This window comes from Streptomyces sp. HNM0575 (assembly GCF_012726265.1).
Taxonomy (GTDB): Bacteria; Actinomycetota; Actinomycetes; order Streptomycetales; family Streptomycetaceae; genus Streptomyces.
The window spans coordinates 1-15,226 of record NZ_JAASAG010000003.1; the positions used below are offsets into that span (position 1 = coordinate 1).

Consider the following 15,226-nt stretch of genomic DNA (forward strand, 5'->3'; position numbering starts at 1 on the left):
TCGTTCCCGGTACTGACGCTGCCGCTCTGATCGTCCCCAGCCTGGTCGACTCGCTGACCTCCGTGCTTGACCGGCGCAAACTCCTCGCGGCCAGGATCGAGGAACTGTTGGAGGCCCACCCTCTTTCCCAGGTCCTGACGTCCATGCCCGGCATTGGCGTCAGGACCGGAGCCCGCATCCTCATCGACGTCGGCGACGGATCGAGGTTCCCGTCCGCCGCCCACCTCGCGGCCTACGCAGGCCTGGCACCCGCGACGAGAAGTTCGGGCTCCTCGATCCGAGGCGAACAACCCTCCCGGCGCGGCAACAAGCAGCTCAAGCGAGCGTTCTTCCTGTCCGCGTTCGCAGCCCTGGCCGAACCGGCCTCCAGGACGTACTACGACAAGAAGATCGCCCAGGGAAAGCACCACACCCAAGCCCTCCTCTGCCTCGCGAGACGACGAGCCGACGTGCTCTTCGCCATGCTCCGCGACGGCACCTTCTACGACCCCAAGCCCACCCCCACGGGTTGACGAAACCCATAGGGACACCCCCCGGCGGGGCCGGGTCCAGCAGACGAGTCCCGCCGTGCCCGCCGCGCACGCGCCCCCGTCAGCCGAACTGCCGCTCGATCTCGGCGAGTTTCTCCTCCAGCGAGTCCAGCCGCGGCCCCGCGATACCGGCCGTGCCGTCCTCGCCGCGCACGCCCGCCGCCGTACCGCCGGTCCCTGTCGCGGCGACGGCGCTATCGGCGGTGCCCGGAGCGCCCACGGCACCCGCCGCACCTGCCGCACCTGCCGCACCCACCGCACCTGCCGCACCCGCGGCGACCTCCGCCGCCTGACCCGGCCCCGATTCCACCGCGAGGACTCCGTCCGGCTCGCCGCGGCCTCCGCGGCCCCCGCGGCCTCCGTGTCCGCCGCCACGGGACCCGCGTCCGCGGTGCTGCCTGCCGAGGGCCTTCGCCCTGGCCAGGTCGAGTTTCTGCTGCTCCTTGCGGCGGAGACGTTCCTGCTCGTTCCGGCGCCGGTCCTCCCGTACCTCCTCCACCGCCTGGTCGAGCGACCGTACGCCCTCCAGCAGCATCAGCGACCACGCGCGGAAGGTCTCGCGGGGCGCGCGCAGCCACCGTACGACCCGGATCTGCGGCAACGGCCGCGGAACCAGGCCCTGTTCGCGGAGCGCGGCCCGGCGCGTCTGCTTCAGCGCACGGTCGAAGAGGACGGCCGCCGACAGCGACATCCCGGCGAAGAACTCCGGCGCCCCCGCGTGCGCGTCGCCGCGCGGCGCGTGCACCCAGTTGAACCAGGCCGCGGCGCCCGCGAACGCCCATACCAGCAGCCGCGATCCGAGCGACGCGTCACCGTGGCTCGCCTCCCGTACCGCGATGACGGCCGAGAACATCGCCGCCCCGTCGAGCCCGAACGGGACGAGGTACTCCCAGCCGCCGGCCAGCCGCAGATTCTGCCGTCCGAAACCGACGAGACCGTGGAAGGAGAGCGCCGCGGCCACCGCCGCACAGCAGAAGAGCAGCAGGTAGGCCGCCGTCGCATAGAACGTCTCCTTGCGGCGGCGGCGCTGCTCCGACAGCTCCCAGGAGTCCGAGCCGAAGACCCCCGTACCGCCGCCGTCCGCGCGCTCCGCCCGCCGGCCCGCCCGTCTTGCCCGTACCACCAGCACGACCGCGCAGGCGGCGCCGGCGAGCAGTGCCGCGCCCGCCGCCACTCCGCCCAGCGGTGGATCCGTCAACGTCATCCGATGCCCCTTGCCCCTCGCTGCCCGCCGCCGCGCGCCGGCCGCCCGGTCGCGCCCGCGTGCACGGGCCTGATTTGCGAGGCATCCTGGCCCAGCGGCTGTCGCGGAACGGGGAATTCGCCGTCAATGCATGCCAACGAGGGGCGTCAGCGGGTGAGTTGGGCGTTTCGGGTCGAACTCGTCAGCGAGCCGCGGACAGCCGCGCGACGCGTTCCGAGTCGCACGTACGGGGGCAGGTGACGCAGGTGTCCTCGGGGCGGAGCGTGTAGTAGAGGCAGCAGCTGGCCCGGTCACGGGTGGAGAGCAACTCGCCGTCCGCCCCGGTCAGTTCACGGAATCCGGCGGCCTGTGCGTAGGGGAGCGTGGCGCCTGGAAGCAGCAGCCCGGCCTCGTGCCTGGCGCGCTCCTCCTCGCCGAGCAGATGGCCGAGATACCAGAGCCCCTCGGTGATCTCGTCCGTCGCCATGCCCCACATCGCCCTCGGCCCGCGCCGCATGCGGGGGCGGAAGCCGTCCAGCACCGGCGTGAGGTGCTCCGCGATCGCGGCCCGCACCTCGGCGCGCAGCTCCTCCTCGTCCGCGACGACGCGCGCACCCGGTGCGCCTGCCGCCGAGTCCCCGGGAAGGCACGCGAACTCCTCGATGCATACGGCCAGTTCACCGGGCGTACGGCGGGACGCGACCGCCTCGACGGGCACGCGCGGCACCCGGCGGTGCAGAAACCAGGGGACGGTGACCAGCAGGCACAGCGGCCACGCGTAGCGGTGGAGCCCGAAGGTGGCGACGACGTCCGGACGCGGGCGCCGGCCGTAGTCGCGCAGCGCCTGATCCGCATCCCGGGCGAGGAACTCGTCGAGAAACGGGCCGCCTTCGGCCAGCCGGGTGGCCGGCACCCACTCCGGACCGCCGGGCAGGGCGCCGCCGGGCCCGGTCTCGCGCACCCGCAGCGCCGGGAACACCGCGGTCAGCCGCGCGTACGCCGCCGTGAACGGCGAGACCGCGGCGGGCTCGGCGAAGGCCGGGGTGAACGCGGGCATGGGCATGTGCGGACCACCTATCGAGATCAACAACAGGTTAGGCTTACCTTATCCGATGCCCTGAAGGTTTGATCTCAGGCCCCGCCGCCCTATGGTGCTCAGCGAGACCTGGAGGGCCCATGGAGCAGACCGCAGCGGATGCGCCCGTACGGGCGGAGCGTGCCGCACTCCGAAGCCGAAGCCTCCCTCGTACGGACCCGCCCGTACGGCACCCCGCGGGAGAAGGCGAAGACCAGGTGGCACGGGGCGAGCACGTGCACAGCGAACCCCCGCCGCCGCAGATCCCGGGGGCAGTCGGCACCGGCGCACTCGTGGAGACGGACGGACAGGGGGACGGCCGCGCCGTACCGGACGGGCCGGAGCGGCCGGAAGCGCCCGCCCGCAGGACCCGCGCCGAGGCGAAGCAGCCCGAGCGGCACTCGGTGCGCGCACAGGTGCTCACGGCCCTGCGCGCGGCACTGCTGTCCGGCGAACTCGCCCCGGGCGAGGTCTACTCCGCGCCCGCGCTCGCCGAGCGCCTCGGTGTCTCCGCGACGCCCGTACGGGAGGCGATGCAGCGCCTCGCGTGCGAGGGAGCCGTCAGCACCGTGCCCAACCGCGGCTTCCGCATAGCGCAGTGCAGCGAGCGCGACCTCGCCGAACTGGCCGAGATACGGGTCCTGTTGGAGGTCCCCTCCGTGCTGGAGACGGCCCGCACGATGCCGCCCGAGTGCTGGGAGTGCCTCCGCCCCTACGCGGACGAGGCCCTGGCCGTCGCACGCGGCGGCGACCGTGCCGCCTACGCGGACGCCGACTCCGCCTTCCACCGGGCGCTGCTGGAGCTTACCGGCAACCGCCAACTCGTCGCCGTCTCCGCCGACATACAGCGCCGCACCCAGCGCCGGCCGGCACCCGCCGCCCCCGCGCTGTGCACCGAGGAACTGCTCAGGGACGCCACCGACCACATGGTCCTGCTGGACGCCCTGCGCGCCCGCGACCTCTCCTCCGTCGAAGGCCTCATGCGCGCACACGTGACGGCCTGAAGCGCGGACCCCCTCCAGGGTCCGCGCCTCTCGCGCTCACGGGTGCCGACTGCCGCGTACCGGGTGCCGCGTACCGGGTACCGGGTGTCGACTGCCGCGTACCGGGTGCCGCGTACCGGGTACCGGGTGCCGGCTCCGCGTGCCGCGTGCCGACTGCCGTCAGGCGGCGGGCAGTTGGCCCGCCAGCCAGGTGGGCACACCGCCGAGCAGCCGGAACAGCCGCCCGGCCTCCTCGCGCAGCCGTGTCGCCTCCGGCTCGGGCTCCACGTCCGCGAGCGCCGTGAGCGCGGGCGCCATTCCCACCAGGAAGCCCAACTCCTCGCGCAGCCGCAGCGATTCGGTGAACCCGTGCCGCGCCTCGGCCACTTCGCCGTCCCGCAGCGCGAGCCCCGCCAGATGCCGCCAGGTGAAGGAGCACAGCAGCATGTCGTCGACCGCGGTGGCCGCGGCGTGCGCGCGCCGGTACGCCGCGAGCGCCGACTGCGGGGTGTCACTGAGGTGTTCGGCGAGCAGCCCGCGGCGGTAGTCGAGCATCGCCCGTCCGTGCGCCGTCGGAGGCAGCAGGGCGGCGGCCCTGCCCAGGGCCGCGCGTGCCTCGTCCGATCGGTCGCGTACGTTCAAGACCGTTGCCGTGTAGGCGAGTTGGCCGCGCTCGCAGGCGGCCGCCCCGCGCTCCTCGTCGTCCTGTGCGAGCGCCTCCGCGGCGCGCAGCGCGGACTCCGCCGCGTCCCAGCCGTCGCTCGTGAACATGCACTGCTCGACCAGCAGCGCCGCCCGCCGCAGGGATGCCGCCGTGTCCACCGCCGCATACGGCTCCAGCAGCGCCGCCGCGTCCTCCCAGCAGCCGCGTGAGCGCAACCGCCACACCGCGCCGTCCACCGGCGAGGCCTTGCCGGGTTGGTCAGGCGGTGCGCCACCACCGAACACCGGAGACGGTTCGCCGTCCCCGGTCTCCAGCCGCACCGAACGTGACATGGCGGTTTCCGCCACAGTTGCCCTCCCAAGCGCACCATTGAGCTTCGAGCCGGATGTGAGCGAATCTCAGCACGGAGTGCCGGACCCGGCCAAGGGTTTGCTGTGAATCAGTTCACAAAGTTTTACTCGGCGGGCGTGATTGCCAACCACGGGGCCGTCGCCAGGGCGCCGCCGGGCGACTTCTCCGGTCGCGCGGTCACTCTCCGCATCCATGGGCTCTCTCTCCCCCAGGGAGGCGCGTGCGACCGGCCGGGGCCCGGGCCGCGGTCCGAGACGAGACGGCGCGCAGGAGATCGCCCGCGGTGGAGCCAGTCGCCGCATCCGCGGCCAGGGGTGGTGTCGTAGCTCTCAACACGGGGCAGTACGCGGCAGAAAGCTTGTCGGCCCGTGCCAAATTCCAATGCCTGGAGCGGTATTCCGAACAACGGGCGCTACCGTGACGACGGAAGTGTGAGGGCAATGCCGATCGCAGCCCGGACGGGACGATTCACCCAAAGAGGCGACTGGTTGAACTGCGGAGAACATCGATCGCAGCAGCCGGGCAGAGTCGCACCGGCTGCTCGCTCGAACCGTCCCGGACGGCCCTCTATTGCGGAGCCGGCCACGGAGAAGTGGCGGCCGACCCGTTCGTCAGTGTGTCCGTGGGCTGTCGCACATGACGGCACGCGTTGATCGATGGGGGACATGACCGGATGGAGACAACCGAGCGGTCGTCCGACGCCGAACTGGTTGAACTCGTCCATGTCGGCGGGCAGTCGGCCCGTGCGGCCGTTGGTGAACTGGAAGAGCGTCACTTCGAGGCCGTACGCGATTTCGCCGCCCTGTGCGTGAACAGCTGCCCGGCTGCGGACCAACTGGCCAGGCACGCCTGGCGGTCGGCCCTGAACTCCCATGACGCGAGCGGGGCGGGAGCGGTGCGCCCCCACGCGCTGCGGTCGGTGCTCCACGCCGCCGCCGGATTCGCCGAGACCCATCATCGCGGAGTGCTCGACGCGGGCCTGGCGTCGTGGCTGGCCCCGCATCCGGCCGCGCCGGACGGGAGCTCGCCGGGCGGTGCCCTCCCGGTCTTCTACCGTGACTCCGTCGTCACGCGGGCATTCGACGCGCTGCCGGCCAAATTGCAGACGGTGATGTGGCATCGCCTCGTGGAGGACGCCGGCAACGGCCAGACGGGGCGGCTGCTGGGTTCCGGTTCGGCGGATTCCCAGGAGATCTCCGTACTGATCCGGCGCGCGTACCGGGAGTTCTATCACGCGTACGAGGAAATCCATCAGGACGGAATGGCCGACGAGTGCCGTCGTTTCCATCGCATGCTCATGGCTTACGCCGGGCGCAAGGGCGGCAATTCAGCGGACGTGGTTCCACATCTCCAGCAGTGCGGCTACTGCTCGCGCGCCTTCTCCGATCTCGAGCGCATGGACGGGGATTTGGGAGAGCTTCTGGCAGAGGCGCTGCTTCCGTTCGGAGGGCGCGACTACTTCGCTTCCCGGCGTGCCGAACGGACCGGGGCGACCGTCGCCGTCCCCGGCCAAGCACCGGAGGATCCGCCCCGGGAGCCGGAGGCAGGGCCGAGCGCCCCGCACCCCGGCCGGCACCGCCGCAAGCTCCGCAAGGCGACGCCGGGCGTGCCGGGCGTACCGGGGGAGGGCGTGCCGGTCGCGGCCGCCGCGCCGTCCGGGCAACCTGCCGAGCGGAGGACCGGCGCCCCCGGCAGCATCCGTGCCCGGCGGCTCACGCAGGTCATCGCCTCGCTCGGAGTGTGCTCGCTGGCGGTGGCCTTCGCCTATGCGCAGGGCTTCGGGCAGAGGACGTCCCAACGCACCGGCGGACCGCCGGCGAAGGAGGCCCCCTCCGCTCCGGCACCTTCGAAGTCCGGTGCGTCCGGCCGGTCGGAGTCGCCCACGGACTCACCGTCGCCGAGCGGGTCGTCGGACGGATCGGCGAAGCCGCCTCCCGGCGGCGGCCGGGGCGAGCGCACTCCCGGCCCCGTGGTGCGCGGCGCGGCCCTGGAGTGGCTCTTCGACGGGGTCAAAGACGGTGTGACCGCCGACAGTTCGGGCCACGACAGGGACGGGACCCTTGTGGGCGACCCGCTGCCCAAGCTCCTGAAAAAGGGCGGAATGACGTTCTCCGGGCGGCAGTCGGTGACGTCGGGGAATTCCGTGTTCGACACCGACAGCAGCTTCTCCGTCGCGGCCCGCGTGAAGCTGCGCAACACCGACACGTATCAGACCGTCGCCAGCCAGGACGGCAAGGAGGTCAGCTCCTTCCAGCTCCAGTACGACCCGGTGGAGGAGCGCTGGGAGATGCGCATGCACCGGACCGACGACGGAAGCTCCCGCGCCGACGAGGCCGAATCCGATTCCGCCCCGCGTGCCGGGCGCTGGACCTCGATCGCCGGGATTTACGACGCCGCCGACGAGGAGATCCGGCTGTACGTCGACGGGAAGCTCCAGGACACCGTCCACCGGGACGGAGACCGCAGCTCGGAGGGTGAATTCGCCGTGGGGAGGGCCCGGTTGGGCGACCGGTACATCCGCGGCTTCGAAGGGACCGTCGACACGGTACGGGCGTTCCCCAAGGCGCTCTCGGGCGCGGAAGTCAGGAAGCTCGCGGACGAGGAGTAGCTCGCGCGCGACAGGTGAGGCCTGGGCCCGAACCGGGCGGCGCCTCCGGCCGGTTGCTTGAGCTGCCGCGTGAGAGCAGCGACCGGGGCCGGGGCCGGGACCGGTTGCGTACGGAACGCGTGCCGCGCTCGCCGAGGGCGGCAGCGGCCCGCCCGGCTCTCGATCACGGCCGGTCACGGCCGGCCACGGGTGTGCGGTCAGGTGCCGGCGGGGCTGAAGCCCTCGACGGAGAGCCGGAAGACGTGCTCCGCCTGCGTGGCCGGGTCGGTGTGGTGCTCGGTGGCCAGGGCAATTCCGACGATCAGCGTGAGCAGATCGTGGACGGTGACGTCCGCCCGGACGGCCCGGTCGGCGACGGCCTTGCTCACCAACGGGGCACCGGCTTCCTCGATGTCTGCCGCACAGGAGTCCTGGGTGTCCTCGTCCCCGAGGGGCTCGTAGGACAGAGCGTCGGCCAGGCCTCGTGCGGCGAGCGAGTAGGAGAGCAGCTCGCGCAGCCACTTCAGCAGGGCGCCCCGGCTGTCGTCTTCGCCGGCGAGCGTATGAGCGAGGTCGCACAGGGCGCGGACGCGCTGCTTGAAGACGGCGTCGAGCAGGGCCCTGCGCGAGGAGAAGTGGCGCCGCACGGTCGCCGATCCGACGCCTGCGACGCGGGCGATCTGCTCAAGGGAGGCGTTGGCCCCGTTGGCCGCGACTTCGGCCTCGGCCACGGCGAGGATACGGGCGAAGTTGCGGCGGGCATCCGAGCGCTGGCCGGTCATCGTCTCCCCAACATTGCTAAGTGGCGGGCCCCGCCATATTCTAGCGAACATGAACCGGCGGGCCCCGCCGTTTCTGCGTGCGTGACTGCCGAGGAGATGCACTCATGACCACTGCCGCCACACCCGTCCTCGTCACCGGCGCCACCGGCCGCCAGGGCGGCGCCACCGCCCGCGCCCTGCTCTCGGCGGGAACGCCGGTGCATGCCCTCGTACGGAATCCGCACACGGAGCGGGCACGGGCCGTCGAAGAGCTCGGAGCCCGCCTGATCGTGGGCGACCTGACCGACCCGAGCACTCTTGAGCCCGCAGTGGACGGCGTACGGGCCGTCTTCTCCGTGCAGATGCCCGAATTCACCGAGCAGGGCGTCGACTTCGCCGGTGAGGTCAGGCAGGCGGACAACCTGATGACGGCCGCCAGGGCCGCCGGGGTGGAGCAGTTCGTCCAGTCCTCCACCAGCGGCGTGGGCCAGCACACCCGGGCTCCGGGCTGGACGGAAGGGCGCTGGGCGATGATGGAGGAGCCGCTGGGCACCAAGGCGGCCATCCAGGACCGCCTGCGCGAACTGGACTTCCCCTACTGGACGTTGATCAAGCCGTCGTTCTTCATGGAGAACTTCGAGCCGGCCATGCGGTTCTACTTCCCCCGCGGAGTCGAAGGCGGTCTGGTCACCGTCGTCAAACCCGGCACGCACCTGGCGCTCGTAGCGGCCGCGGACGTGGGCAAGGCAGCGGCGGCCGCCCTCTCCGAGCCCGGCAGGTACCACCGCATGGAACTGGAACTCGCGAGCGACTACCTGACCATGACCCGGATCGCCGAGATCCTCTCGGGCGCTCTCGGCGTCCCGGTGTCGGCGCCGGACATGACCGAGGAGCAGGCCCGTGCCGCAGGCATGCCCGACATGGGCGCCACTCACGAATTCATGGAGGTGGTCGGCCAGCCGGCCCGGCCGCGGTTCGCTCGCGAACTGGGCATCGACCTGACGAGCTTCGAGCAGTGGGCGCACGAACACCTGCGGTCCGCCGCCTGAGCGAGCGTCACGCCGTGGGAGACGTCTCAACTCGCGGGCGGTACAGGTGCGTTCCGGGGAGCGCATCGGGATCGCGGCGCACCTCCGCCGGGTTCGTCTCCGGCAGGAACCAGGCGCTGGCGAAGGTGATGACGCCCATGAGCGCGATGTAGGCCGCGACCAGGGTGGTCGTCCCCGTCTTCGCGATCACGGCGGTCATGAGGATCGGTGTGCCGCCGCTCACGACGATGGCCGACAACTGGTAGGCGAGGGAGGCTCCGGAGTACCGGACGTTCGGCGCGAAGAGCTCACCGAGGAAGGCCGCCGCCGGGCCGTACGTCAGCCCCTGGAAGAGGAATCCCACGGCGACCGCGACGAAGACCCACGGCGCCGACCTTGTCCCCACCAGGGCGAAGTAGGGGAACGCCCAGGCCGCCACCCCGAGCCCGCCCACGAGGATCAGGATCCGCCGCCCGAACCTGTCCGACAGGTGTCCCGAGACGGGAAGGACCGCCGTCATCAGCGCCGCGCTCAGCAGGGTGGCCGTCAGCAGCGAATTCCGCTCCATGTGGAGCGTGGTCGTGCCATAGCTCAGCAGGCCCGTGATGCTCACGTAGAAGAGGCTGTTCGTGGCGGACAGGGTGCCGCAACCCAGCAGGATCCGGCGCCAGTTCTGGCGTACGGCCTGGGTCAGTGGCGCCCGCACCACGGTCTCCTGCTGCTTCCGCGCCGCCTCGTCCTGGAGCCTGCGGAAGTCCGGGGTGTCCTCGACCTTCCGCTGGATGTACAGGACCACCGGGAACATCACCGCGCTGAGCAGGAACGGGATGCGCCAGCCCCAGCTCAGGAAGGCGTCGCTCGGCACGAGGGTGCTGGCCGCGATGAGGATCAGGTTGGCGATGATGACCGCGACCGGGACGCTGGTCTGGCCGAACGTGCCCGCGAAACCCCGGCGTTTGGGAGCGGCCGACTCCGTGAGGAGGAGCGCGATTCCGCCCCACTGGCCGCCGGCCGCGATCCCCTGGAGGAAGCGCAGCGCCACCAGCAGCGTCGGAGCGAGTGCGCCGACGGTCGCGGCGCCCGGCAGGCAGCCGATGAGGAAGGTCGCGGCCGCCATTCCGACGAGGCAGACGACGACCGTGGGCTTGCGCCCGTACTTGTCCCCGAAGTGACCGGCGAGGAGCCCGCCGAGGGGCCGCGCGACGAAGCCCGCCCAGAACGTGCTGAAGGACAGCAACGTGCCCATGAGGGGGGACGAGTGGGGAAAGAAGACGTGCGGGAAGGCCAGCGCCGCCGCCATGCCGTACAGGAAGAAGTCGTACCACTCGATCGAGCTGCCGATCAGCCCGGCGGCGAGCAGCTTCCAGGAGGAGCGACGCGGTGCTGCCGGGGCGGGATCGGAGCCGCTGCCGCTGATGTGCGCCTGCGCGGATGAAGTCATGTGACATTCCTGGGAGTCGGGAAGAGGACGACGGGCGCACGCGGCCGATCGGCCTCTCCGGGTGTTCAGCGGTGCGGTGCCGGGGCGATCGTGACGTGCGTCACGCCTGCGTGACGTGCGCTGAGAGTAGAGCCGCGCGAGCGCTCCCTAGGATGGAAAGTACGTACCCTCCTGGCGACCCCGAGGTGTATGAAAGCTCTACCCCGCCCTTTCCAGAGGGGTATTGATGGCACGCATGGGATACGGCACGCACGGAGCCGCCGACAACGACGAGCTGGCCTCCTACCGGCTGCGGCGCGAGCGCGAGCTGAGCAGCCTCTACGCGACGGCCCGCTCGCTGGCCGCACTCGGCGAGGTCGACGAGGTCCTGCCGTCGATCGTCAAGCAGGCCCACGAGCTGATCGGCAGCGACTTCGTCTACCTGTCGCTCCTGGACGCGGAGGGGAACCTCACCCTCAGAGCCTCGTCCGGCACCATCTCGGCGGAGTTCTCCTCGGCGCGCATGCCTCCGGGGGCCGGTCTGGGCGGGCGCGTGATCGAGTCCAGAGCCCCGTTCTGGGTCAGCAACTACCGTGACGCCCGCGTCCTCCGGCACAGCTCCACCTTCGACCGGCTCGTGCTGAGCGAGGGGCTCACGGCGCTGCTGGGCGTACCTCTCCTGGTCGGCGAGCGGGCGGTCGGTGCCCTCTTCGCCGCCGACCGCACCGAGCGCCCCTTCGAGAATGACGAGGTCGCCCTCTTCAGCGCCTTCGCCGACCACGCCGCGATCGCCCTCAACAACGCGCGGCTGTACGAGGAGAGCCGTTCCTCGCTCCAGCGGCTTCAGAGCGCGTACCGCACGATCGAGGACCAGGTCGCCACGATGGAACGGGCCACCGCCGTCCACGAGGCGCTGACTCACGTGGTGCTGACCGGCGGAGGACCCGGGGACCTCGCACAGTTCCTCGTCGAGCACCTCCAGGGCACGGTGACCGTCCTCGACCGGGACGACAACGTCGTCGCAAGCCGCTCCGCCGACGACGCGGACACCGACCCGGAACCGCCCCGAGCACTGCTCGAGGCGGCACGGAGCACCGGACGGTGCGCCACCGCGGAGGACGGCCACGGGGCCGTCCACAGCGTGGCGGCCATCCAGGCCGGCGGCAGCCACCTCGGTTCGCTGTCCCTGACGCGTAGTGCCGCACCGGTGCCGGCGGACATCCGGATGGTCGAGCGCTCGGCGCAGATCACGGGCCTGCTGATGCTCATGCGCGACGCCCGGGTCGAAGCGGAGGAACGCGTACGCGGCGAGCTGCTGATGGACCTGCTCTCACGTCCGCCGCTCCACCCCGCCCAGCGCGACAGGGCACTCGCCCGAGGGATCGACGTCGACCTCTTCGACGTCCTCGTCGTGGCCGACTGCCCGGGAAAGACCACGAGCGACCTCGCGCGCCAGCTGAACGACCTCTCGCCCGAGTGGTCCGGCCTCGCCGGCGAGTATCTCGGCCGGGCGACGATGCTGCTGCGCGCCGACGACGTGCACGAGGCGGCGAGCGCCGTCCACGATCGGCTGCGCCGCACTCTCGGCACGCCGGTACTCGTGGTCGCCGACCGCATCACGGGGCAGGACCGGTCACGCTCGTTCAGCCTGACGCAGCGCTGCCTCGAAGTGATGCGCTCTCTGGGAGAGACCGACCGCGGCTCGACGACACAGCAGTACGCGATGTACGCGCTCGTCTTCGACCCCGAACGCTCCCACGACCTCGACCGGTTCCTCACCGACACCCTCGGCCCGCTGCTGGCGTACGACCGCCGCCGCTCGACCGACCTCGTCACCACGACCGCCGCGTACTTCGCCAACTCCGGGAACCTGAGCCGGACCGCCCGCTCCCTGCACGTCCACATGAACACCCTGCTGAAGCGCTTGGACCGCATCGGGACCCTGCTCGGCGACGACTGGCGCTCCCCGGACTCCGCCCTGCGCCTCCACATGGCGGTCCGTCTCAATGAACTGCGGGGCGCGCTGGAAGGAGGGGAGGGTCCGGCTCCGGCGCGCTGAATCGAGCGCGTGCTGAGCCGAGTGTGTGCTGAGTCGAGTGCGCCCTGACCGAGCCGAGTGCGCGTTGAACCGGGCCGGTTCGGGGGCCACGCCTGCGGCGGTCCCGGAACGGCCGGGAGCGCGCGTGCTCAACGGCCCTCGTCCCGCCCGTACTCAACAGCCCTCGTGCTCAGCCACCCTCGTCGGCGTTCCGAGTCGCCTTCCGGGCCGCAGTCCGAGCAGCATGCCGGTCCAGAGACAGGGCCGCCGCGTGCAAGTCGTCCAGGGCGGCCAGCGCATGGTGCGCGAGCCCCTTCGTGTCGTCATCCGCGTCGTCATCGCCTTCGGACCACTGGGCGTAGCCCCGCTTGAACGCGAGGACGCCCAACTCGGCGGTGAGCTGTGCGACCGCGTCCGGGAAGCCGCGGGCGGTGAGTGCGGTCGTCATCGCGGCGGCGAGACCGACGCTCTTGAGGGCGTCCCGCTCCTGGAGCTCGGTGCTGGCCGCGACGGCCGCCTTGATCCGCGGGCCGAGCTCGCGGTTGGCCGGTCCCATCGCGCTCGACGCGCGCTCGAGTCCGGCTGCGACCGCCTCCAGCGGGCCGGCATCCGCGGGCGCCTCGGTGATCCCTTCGGCGAGCAGGGTGCTCAGCGTCTCCTGGCCGGCGACGAGGACCTCTCGCTTGTCGGTGAAATGGCGGAAGAAGGTGCTCCTGGTGACCCCGGCACGCTCCGCGATCTGCGCCACCGTCGTGGCGTCGTAGCCCTGCTCGGTGAACAGGTCGACGGCGGCCACGACCATCCGCTCCCGCGCACCCGGTTCCCATCGCGCCATGCGGACATCGTAAGCGATGCGACACATGTACCGTCACTCGGCTAAGGTGATGCGACAGAGGTCCCATCACTGCGAGGAGCAGCCATGTACGTCTTCATCACCGGCGGTACCGGCACCATCGGCTCCGCCGTGGTCGCCGAGCTGATCGGCAACGGCCACACCGTTCTCGCGCTCGCCCGCTCGGACAGTTCGGAGCGGGCCCTGAAGAACGCAGGCGCCGACGTGCTGCGCGGCGAGCTGGCCGACCACGACGTGCTGCGGGCCGGCGTCGCGCAGACCGACGGCGTGATCAGCCTGGCCTTCGGCCGGGACTACAGCACCCCGGAGGCGCTCGCGGCGTCCATCGCCGAGGAGAGCGCCGCGACCGCCACCCTGGGCGAGGCGCTGATCGGCAGCGACCGCCCCGTCGTCACCGTCTCCGGGACGCCCTGGGTGGCAGGCCGTGCCTCCACCGAGTCCGACCCGGTGCCGACCGACGGACCGGTGGGAGGGCGTGGCCGCTCGGTGAACGCGCTGCTGTCGCTGGCCTCGCGCGGGGTGCGCGCCACGGCCGTCCGGATGCCGCGCACGGTCCACAACCGTGGCGAGGGCGGCTTCGCCGGGCTGTTGGCCGACGCCGCCCGCAACTCCGGAATCGCCGGCTACCCGGGCGAAGGCACGCAACGCTGGCCGGCCGTGCACGCCCTGGACGCAGCGGTCCTCTTCCGGCTCGCCCTTGAGTCCGCACCGGCAGGAACGGCATGGCACGCCGTCGCCGACGAGGGGGACGCCGTGCGCGACATCGCAGAGGTCGTGGGCCGGCGGCTCGACCTGCCCGTACGGTCCGTGCCCCAGGAGACCTTCGGGCCGTTCGGCCCCATCTTCGCCATGGACCAGCCGGCATCCAGCGTCCATACCCGCGAAGCCCTCGGGTGGCAGCCGAAGCACCCGGGTCTCCTCGACGACCTGGAGAACCTCCGGCCCTGAGGCGCGCACCGCCGCCGTCGCTGGCCCGAGTATCAGGAACGGCCCGAGCATCGGGAACGGCCCGAGCATCGGGAACGGCCCGAGCATCGGGAACGGCCCGGGCTCGGAGCCGGCGGTGCCGTGCCCGTCGTCGCTCCCTTACGCCTTCTTCTTGGCGCGCTTGACCTCCTGCTTGTACGCGCGGACCTGCTCCAGCGACTCGGGACCCTTGATGTCGGCAGCCGAACGGTGTGCGTCCGCGTCGCCGTACGGGCCCGCCGCCTCGCGCCAGCCCTCCGGGGTCACGCCCATCTGCTTGCCGAGCAGCGCGAGGAAGATCTGCGACTTCTGCTTGCCGTACCCGGGGAGGGCGTTGAGGCGGGCGAGCACCTCCTTGCCGGTCGGCACGTCGCGCCACACCGCGCTCGCGTCGCCGTCGTAGTGGTCGACGAGGTACTGGCACAGCTGCTGTACGCGCTTGGCCATGGAGCCCGGGTAGCGGTGCACCGCGGGCTTCTGCGACAGCAGCGCCGCGAACTCCTCGGGGTCGCGGGCCGCGATCGCGTGTGCGTCGAGATCGTCCTCGCCCATGCGCTGCGCGATGGTGTACGGCCCCGCGAACGCCCACTCCATGGGCACCTGCTGGTCCAGCAGCATGCCCGTCATGGCGGCCAGGGGGCTGCGGCTGAGCAGCTCGTCGGCTTCGGGCTGCTGCGCGAGGCGAAGGGAGATGTTCATGCCCCGATGATCGCGCCCCCGGCGCCTCATCGCACGCCTGCCGCCGCGTCTTTCACAGAGCGTGGCTGATCGATTGTCGTGAGCCAGA

General features: G+C 71.8%; 13 protein-coding genes. 6 read left to right on the forward strand and 7 right to left on the reverse strand.

Annotated elements, in window-relative coordinates; genetic code table 11:
• Positions 1–512: transposase (locus HCC61_RS08015; RefSeq protein WP_169134611.1), on the forward strand; the 512-nt coding region annotated here is incomplete at its 5' end.
• Positions 513–591: 79 nt separating this feature from the next.
• On the opposite strand, the gene HCC61_RS08020 is transcribed toward HCC61_RS08015, so the two are convergent.
• Together HCC61_RS08020 and HCC61_RS08025 are read right to left on the reverse strand one after the other, a co-directional pair.
• Positions 592–1,734, reverse strand: a complete 1,143-nt coding sequence (locus tag HCC61_RS08020) for a DUF2637 domain-containing protein (RefSeq protein ID WP_169134612.1) — start codon at positions 1,732–1,734, stop codon at positions 592–594.
• Between the two features lie 181 nt (positions 1,735–1,915).
• Entirely contained in the window at positions 1,916–2,770 is an 855-nt protein-coding gene (locus HCC61_RS08025; RefSeq protein WP_240968785.1) for a (2Fe-2S)-binding protein, read from the reverse strand.
• A 119-nt stretch (positions 2,771–2,889) separates the two neighbouring features.
• On the opposite strand from HCC61_RS08025, the gene HCC61_RS08030 reads away from it, so the two are divergent.
• The gene (locus tag HCC61_RS08030) at positions 2,890–3,792 is read left to right on the forward strand and encodes a GntR family transcriptional regulator (RefSeq protein ID WP_169134614.1); all 903 of its coding nucleotides are present in this window, start codon (positions 2,890–2,892) and stop codon (positions 3,790–3,792) included.
• Positions 3,793–3,951: 159 nt separating this feature from the next.
• On the opposite strand, the gene HCC61_RS08035 is transcribed toward HCC61_RS08030, so the two are convergent.
• Entirely contained in the window at positions 3,952–4,767 is an 816-nt protein-coding gene (locus tag HCC61_RS08035) for a hypothetical protein (protein ID WP_206322275.1), read from the reverse strand.
• 692 nt (positions 4,768–5,459) lie between these two features.
• On the opposite strand from HCC61_RS08035, the gene HCC61_RS08040 reads away from it, so the two are divergent.
• A complete protein-coding gene (locus HCC61_RS08040) occupies positions 5,460–7,394 on the forward strand; it encodes a LamG domain-containing protein (protein ID WP_169134615.1) in 1,935 nt (644 codons plus the stop codon).
• 197 nt (positions 7,395–7,591) lie between these two features.
• Here HCC61_RS08040 and HCC61_RS08045 read toward each other — a convergent pair whose 3' ends face one another.
• A complete protein-coding gene (locus tag HCC61_RS08045) occupies positions 7,592–8,155 on the reverse strand; it encodes a TetR/AcrR family transcriptional regulator (protein ID WP_169134616.1) in 564 nt (187 codons plus the stop codon).
• 104 nt (positions 8,156–8,259) lie between these two features.
• Between HCC61_RS08045 and HCC61_RS08050 the strand changes: the two genes are divergently transcribed.
• Positions 8,260–9,183, forward strand: a complete 924-nt coding sequence (locus HCC61_RS08050; protein ID WP_169134617.1) for an NmrA family NAD(P)-binding protein — start codon at positions 8,260–8,262, stop codon at positions 9,181–9,183.
• Between the two features lie 7 nt (positions 9,184–9,190).
• Here the strand turns inward: HCC61_RS08050 and HCC61_RS08055 are convergent, their stop codons facing one another.
• Complete coding sequence (locus tag HCC61_RS08055) at positions 9,191–10,603, reverse strand: MFS transporter (protein ID WP_169134618.1); 1,413 nt, start codon at positions 10,601–10,603, stop codon at positions 9,191–9,193.
• Positions 10,604–10,829: 226 nt separating this feature from the next.
• On the opposite strand from HCC61_RS08055, the gene HCC61_RS08060 reads away from it, so the two are divergent.
• Positions 10,830–12,641 (forward strand): GAF domain-containing protein, encoded by a 1,812-nt coding sequence (locus HCC61_RS08060; protein ID WP_206322276.1) that lies wholly within the window; start codon positions 10,830–10,832, stop codon positions 12,639–12,641.
• Positions 12,642–12,810: 169 nt separating this feature from the next.
• Here the strand turns inward: HCC61_RS08060 and HCC61_RS08065 are convergent, their stop codons facing one another.
• The gene (locus HCC61_RS08065) at positions 12,811–13,455 is read right to left on the reverse strand and encodes a helix-turn-helix domain-containing protein (protein WP_169134619.1); all 645 of its coding nucleotides are present in this window, start codon (positions 13,453–13,455) and stop codon (positions 12,811–12,813) included.
• 84 nt (positions 13,456–13,539) lie between these two features.
• Here HCC61_RS08065 and HCC61_RS08070 point away from each other — a divergent pair, with 84 nt between their 5' ends.
• On the forward strand, positions 13,540–14,421 hold the full coding sequence (locus HCC61_RS08070) for an SDR family oxidoreductase (RefSeq protein WP_169134620.1): 882 nt from the start codon (positions 13,540–13,542) through the stop codon (positions 14,419–14,421).
• A 138-nt stretch (positions 14,422–14,559) separates the two neighbouring features.
• Here HCC61_RS08070 and HCC61_RS08075 read toward each other — a convergent pair whose 3' ends face one another.
• Positions 14,560–15,138 carry an HhH-GPD-type base excision DNA repair protein gene (locus tag HCC61_RS08075; protein ID WP_169134621.1) on the reverse strand — a complete coding sequence of 193 codons (579 nt, stop codon included), beginning with the start codon at positions 15,136–15,138 and terminating at the stop codon, positions 14,560–14,562.
• Positions 15,139–15,226: the final 88 nt, after the last annotated feature.

Excerpts from the sequence above, each read along its gene's own strand:
- HCC61_RS08030 (WP_169134614.1), top strand. The coding sequence starts at position 2,890 with ATGGAGCAGACCGCAGCGGATGCGCCCGTACGGGCGGAGCGTGCCGCA.
- HCC61_RS08050 (WP_169134617.1), top strand. The coding sequence starts at position 8,260 with ATGACCACTGCCGCCACACCCGTCCTCGTCACCGGCGCCACCGGCCGC.
- HCC61_RS08025 (WP_240968785.1), bottom strand. The coding sequence starts at position 2,770 with ATGCCCGCGTTCACCCCGGCCTTCGCCGAGCCCGCCGCGGTCTCGCCG.
- HCC61_RS08020 (WP_169134612.1), bottom strand. The coding sequence starts at position 1,734 with ATGACGTTGACGGATCCACCGCTGGGCGGAGTGGCGGCGGGCGCGGCA.
- HCC61_RS08040 (WP_169134615.1), top strand. The coding sequence starts at position 5,460 with ATGGAGACAACCGAGCGGTCGTCCGACGCCGAACTGGTTGAACTCGTC.
- HCC61_RS08045 (WP_169134616.1), bottom strand. The coding sequence starts at position 8,155 with ATGACCGGCCAGCGCTCGGATGCCCGCCGCAACTTCGCCCGTATCCTC.
- HCC61_RS08035 (WP_206322275.1), bottom strand. The coding sequence starts at position 4,767 with ATGTCACGTTCGGTGCGGCTGGAGACCGGGGACGGCGAACCGTCTCCG.
- HCC61_RS08055 (WP_169134618.1), bottom strand. The coding sequence starts at position 10,603 with ATGACTTCATCCGCGCAGGCGCACATCAGCGGCAGCGGCTCCGATCCC.
- HCC61_RS08065 (WP_169134619.1), bottom strand. The coding sequence starts at position 13,455 with ATGGCGCGATGGGAACCGGGTGCGCGGGAGCGGATGGTCGTGGCCGCC.
- HCC61_RS08060 (WP_206322276.1), top strand. The coding sequence starts at position 10,830 with ATGGCACGCATGGGATACGGCACGCACGGAGCCGCCGACAACGACGAG.
- HCC61_RS08070 (WP_169134620.1), top strand. The coding sequence starts at position 13,540 with ATGTACGTCTTCATCACCGGCGGTACCGGCACCATCGGCTCCGCCGTG.
- HCC61_RS08075 (WP_169134621.1), bottom strand. The coding sequence starts at position 15,138 with ATGAACATCTCCCTTCGCCTCGCGCAGCAGCCCGAAGCCGACGAGCTG.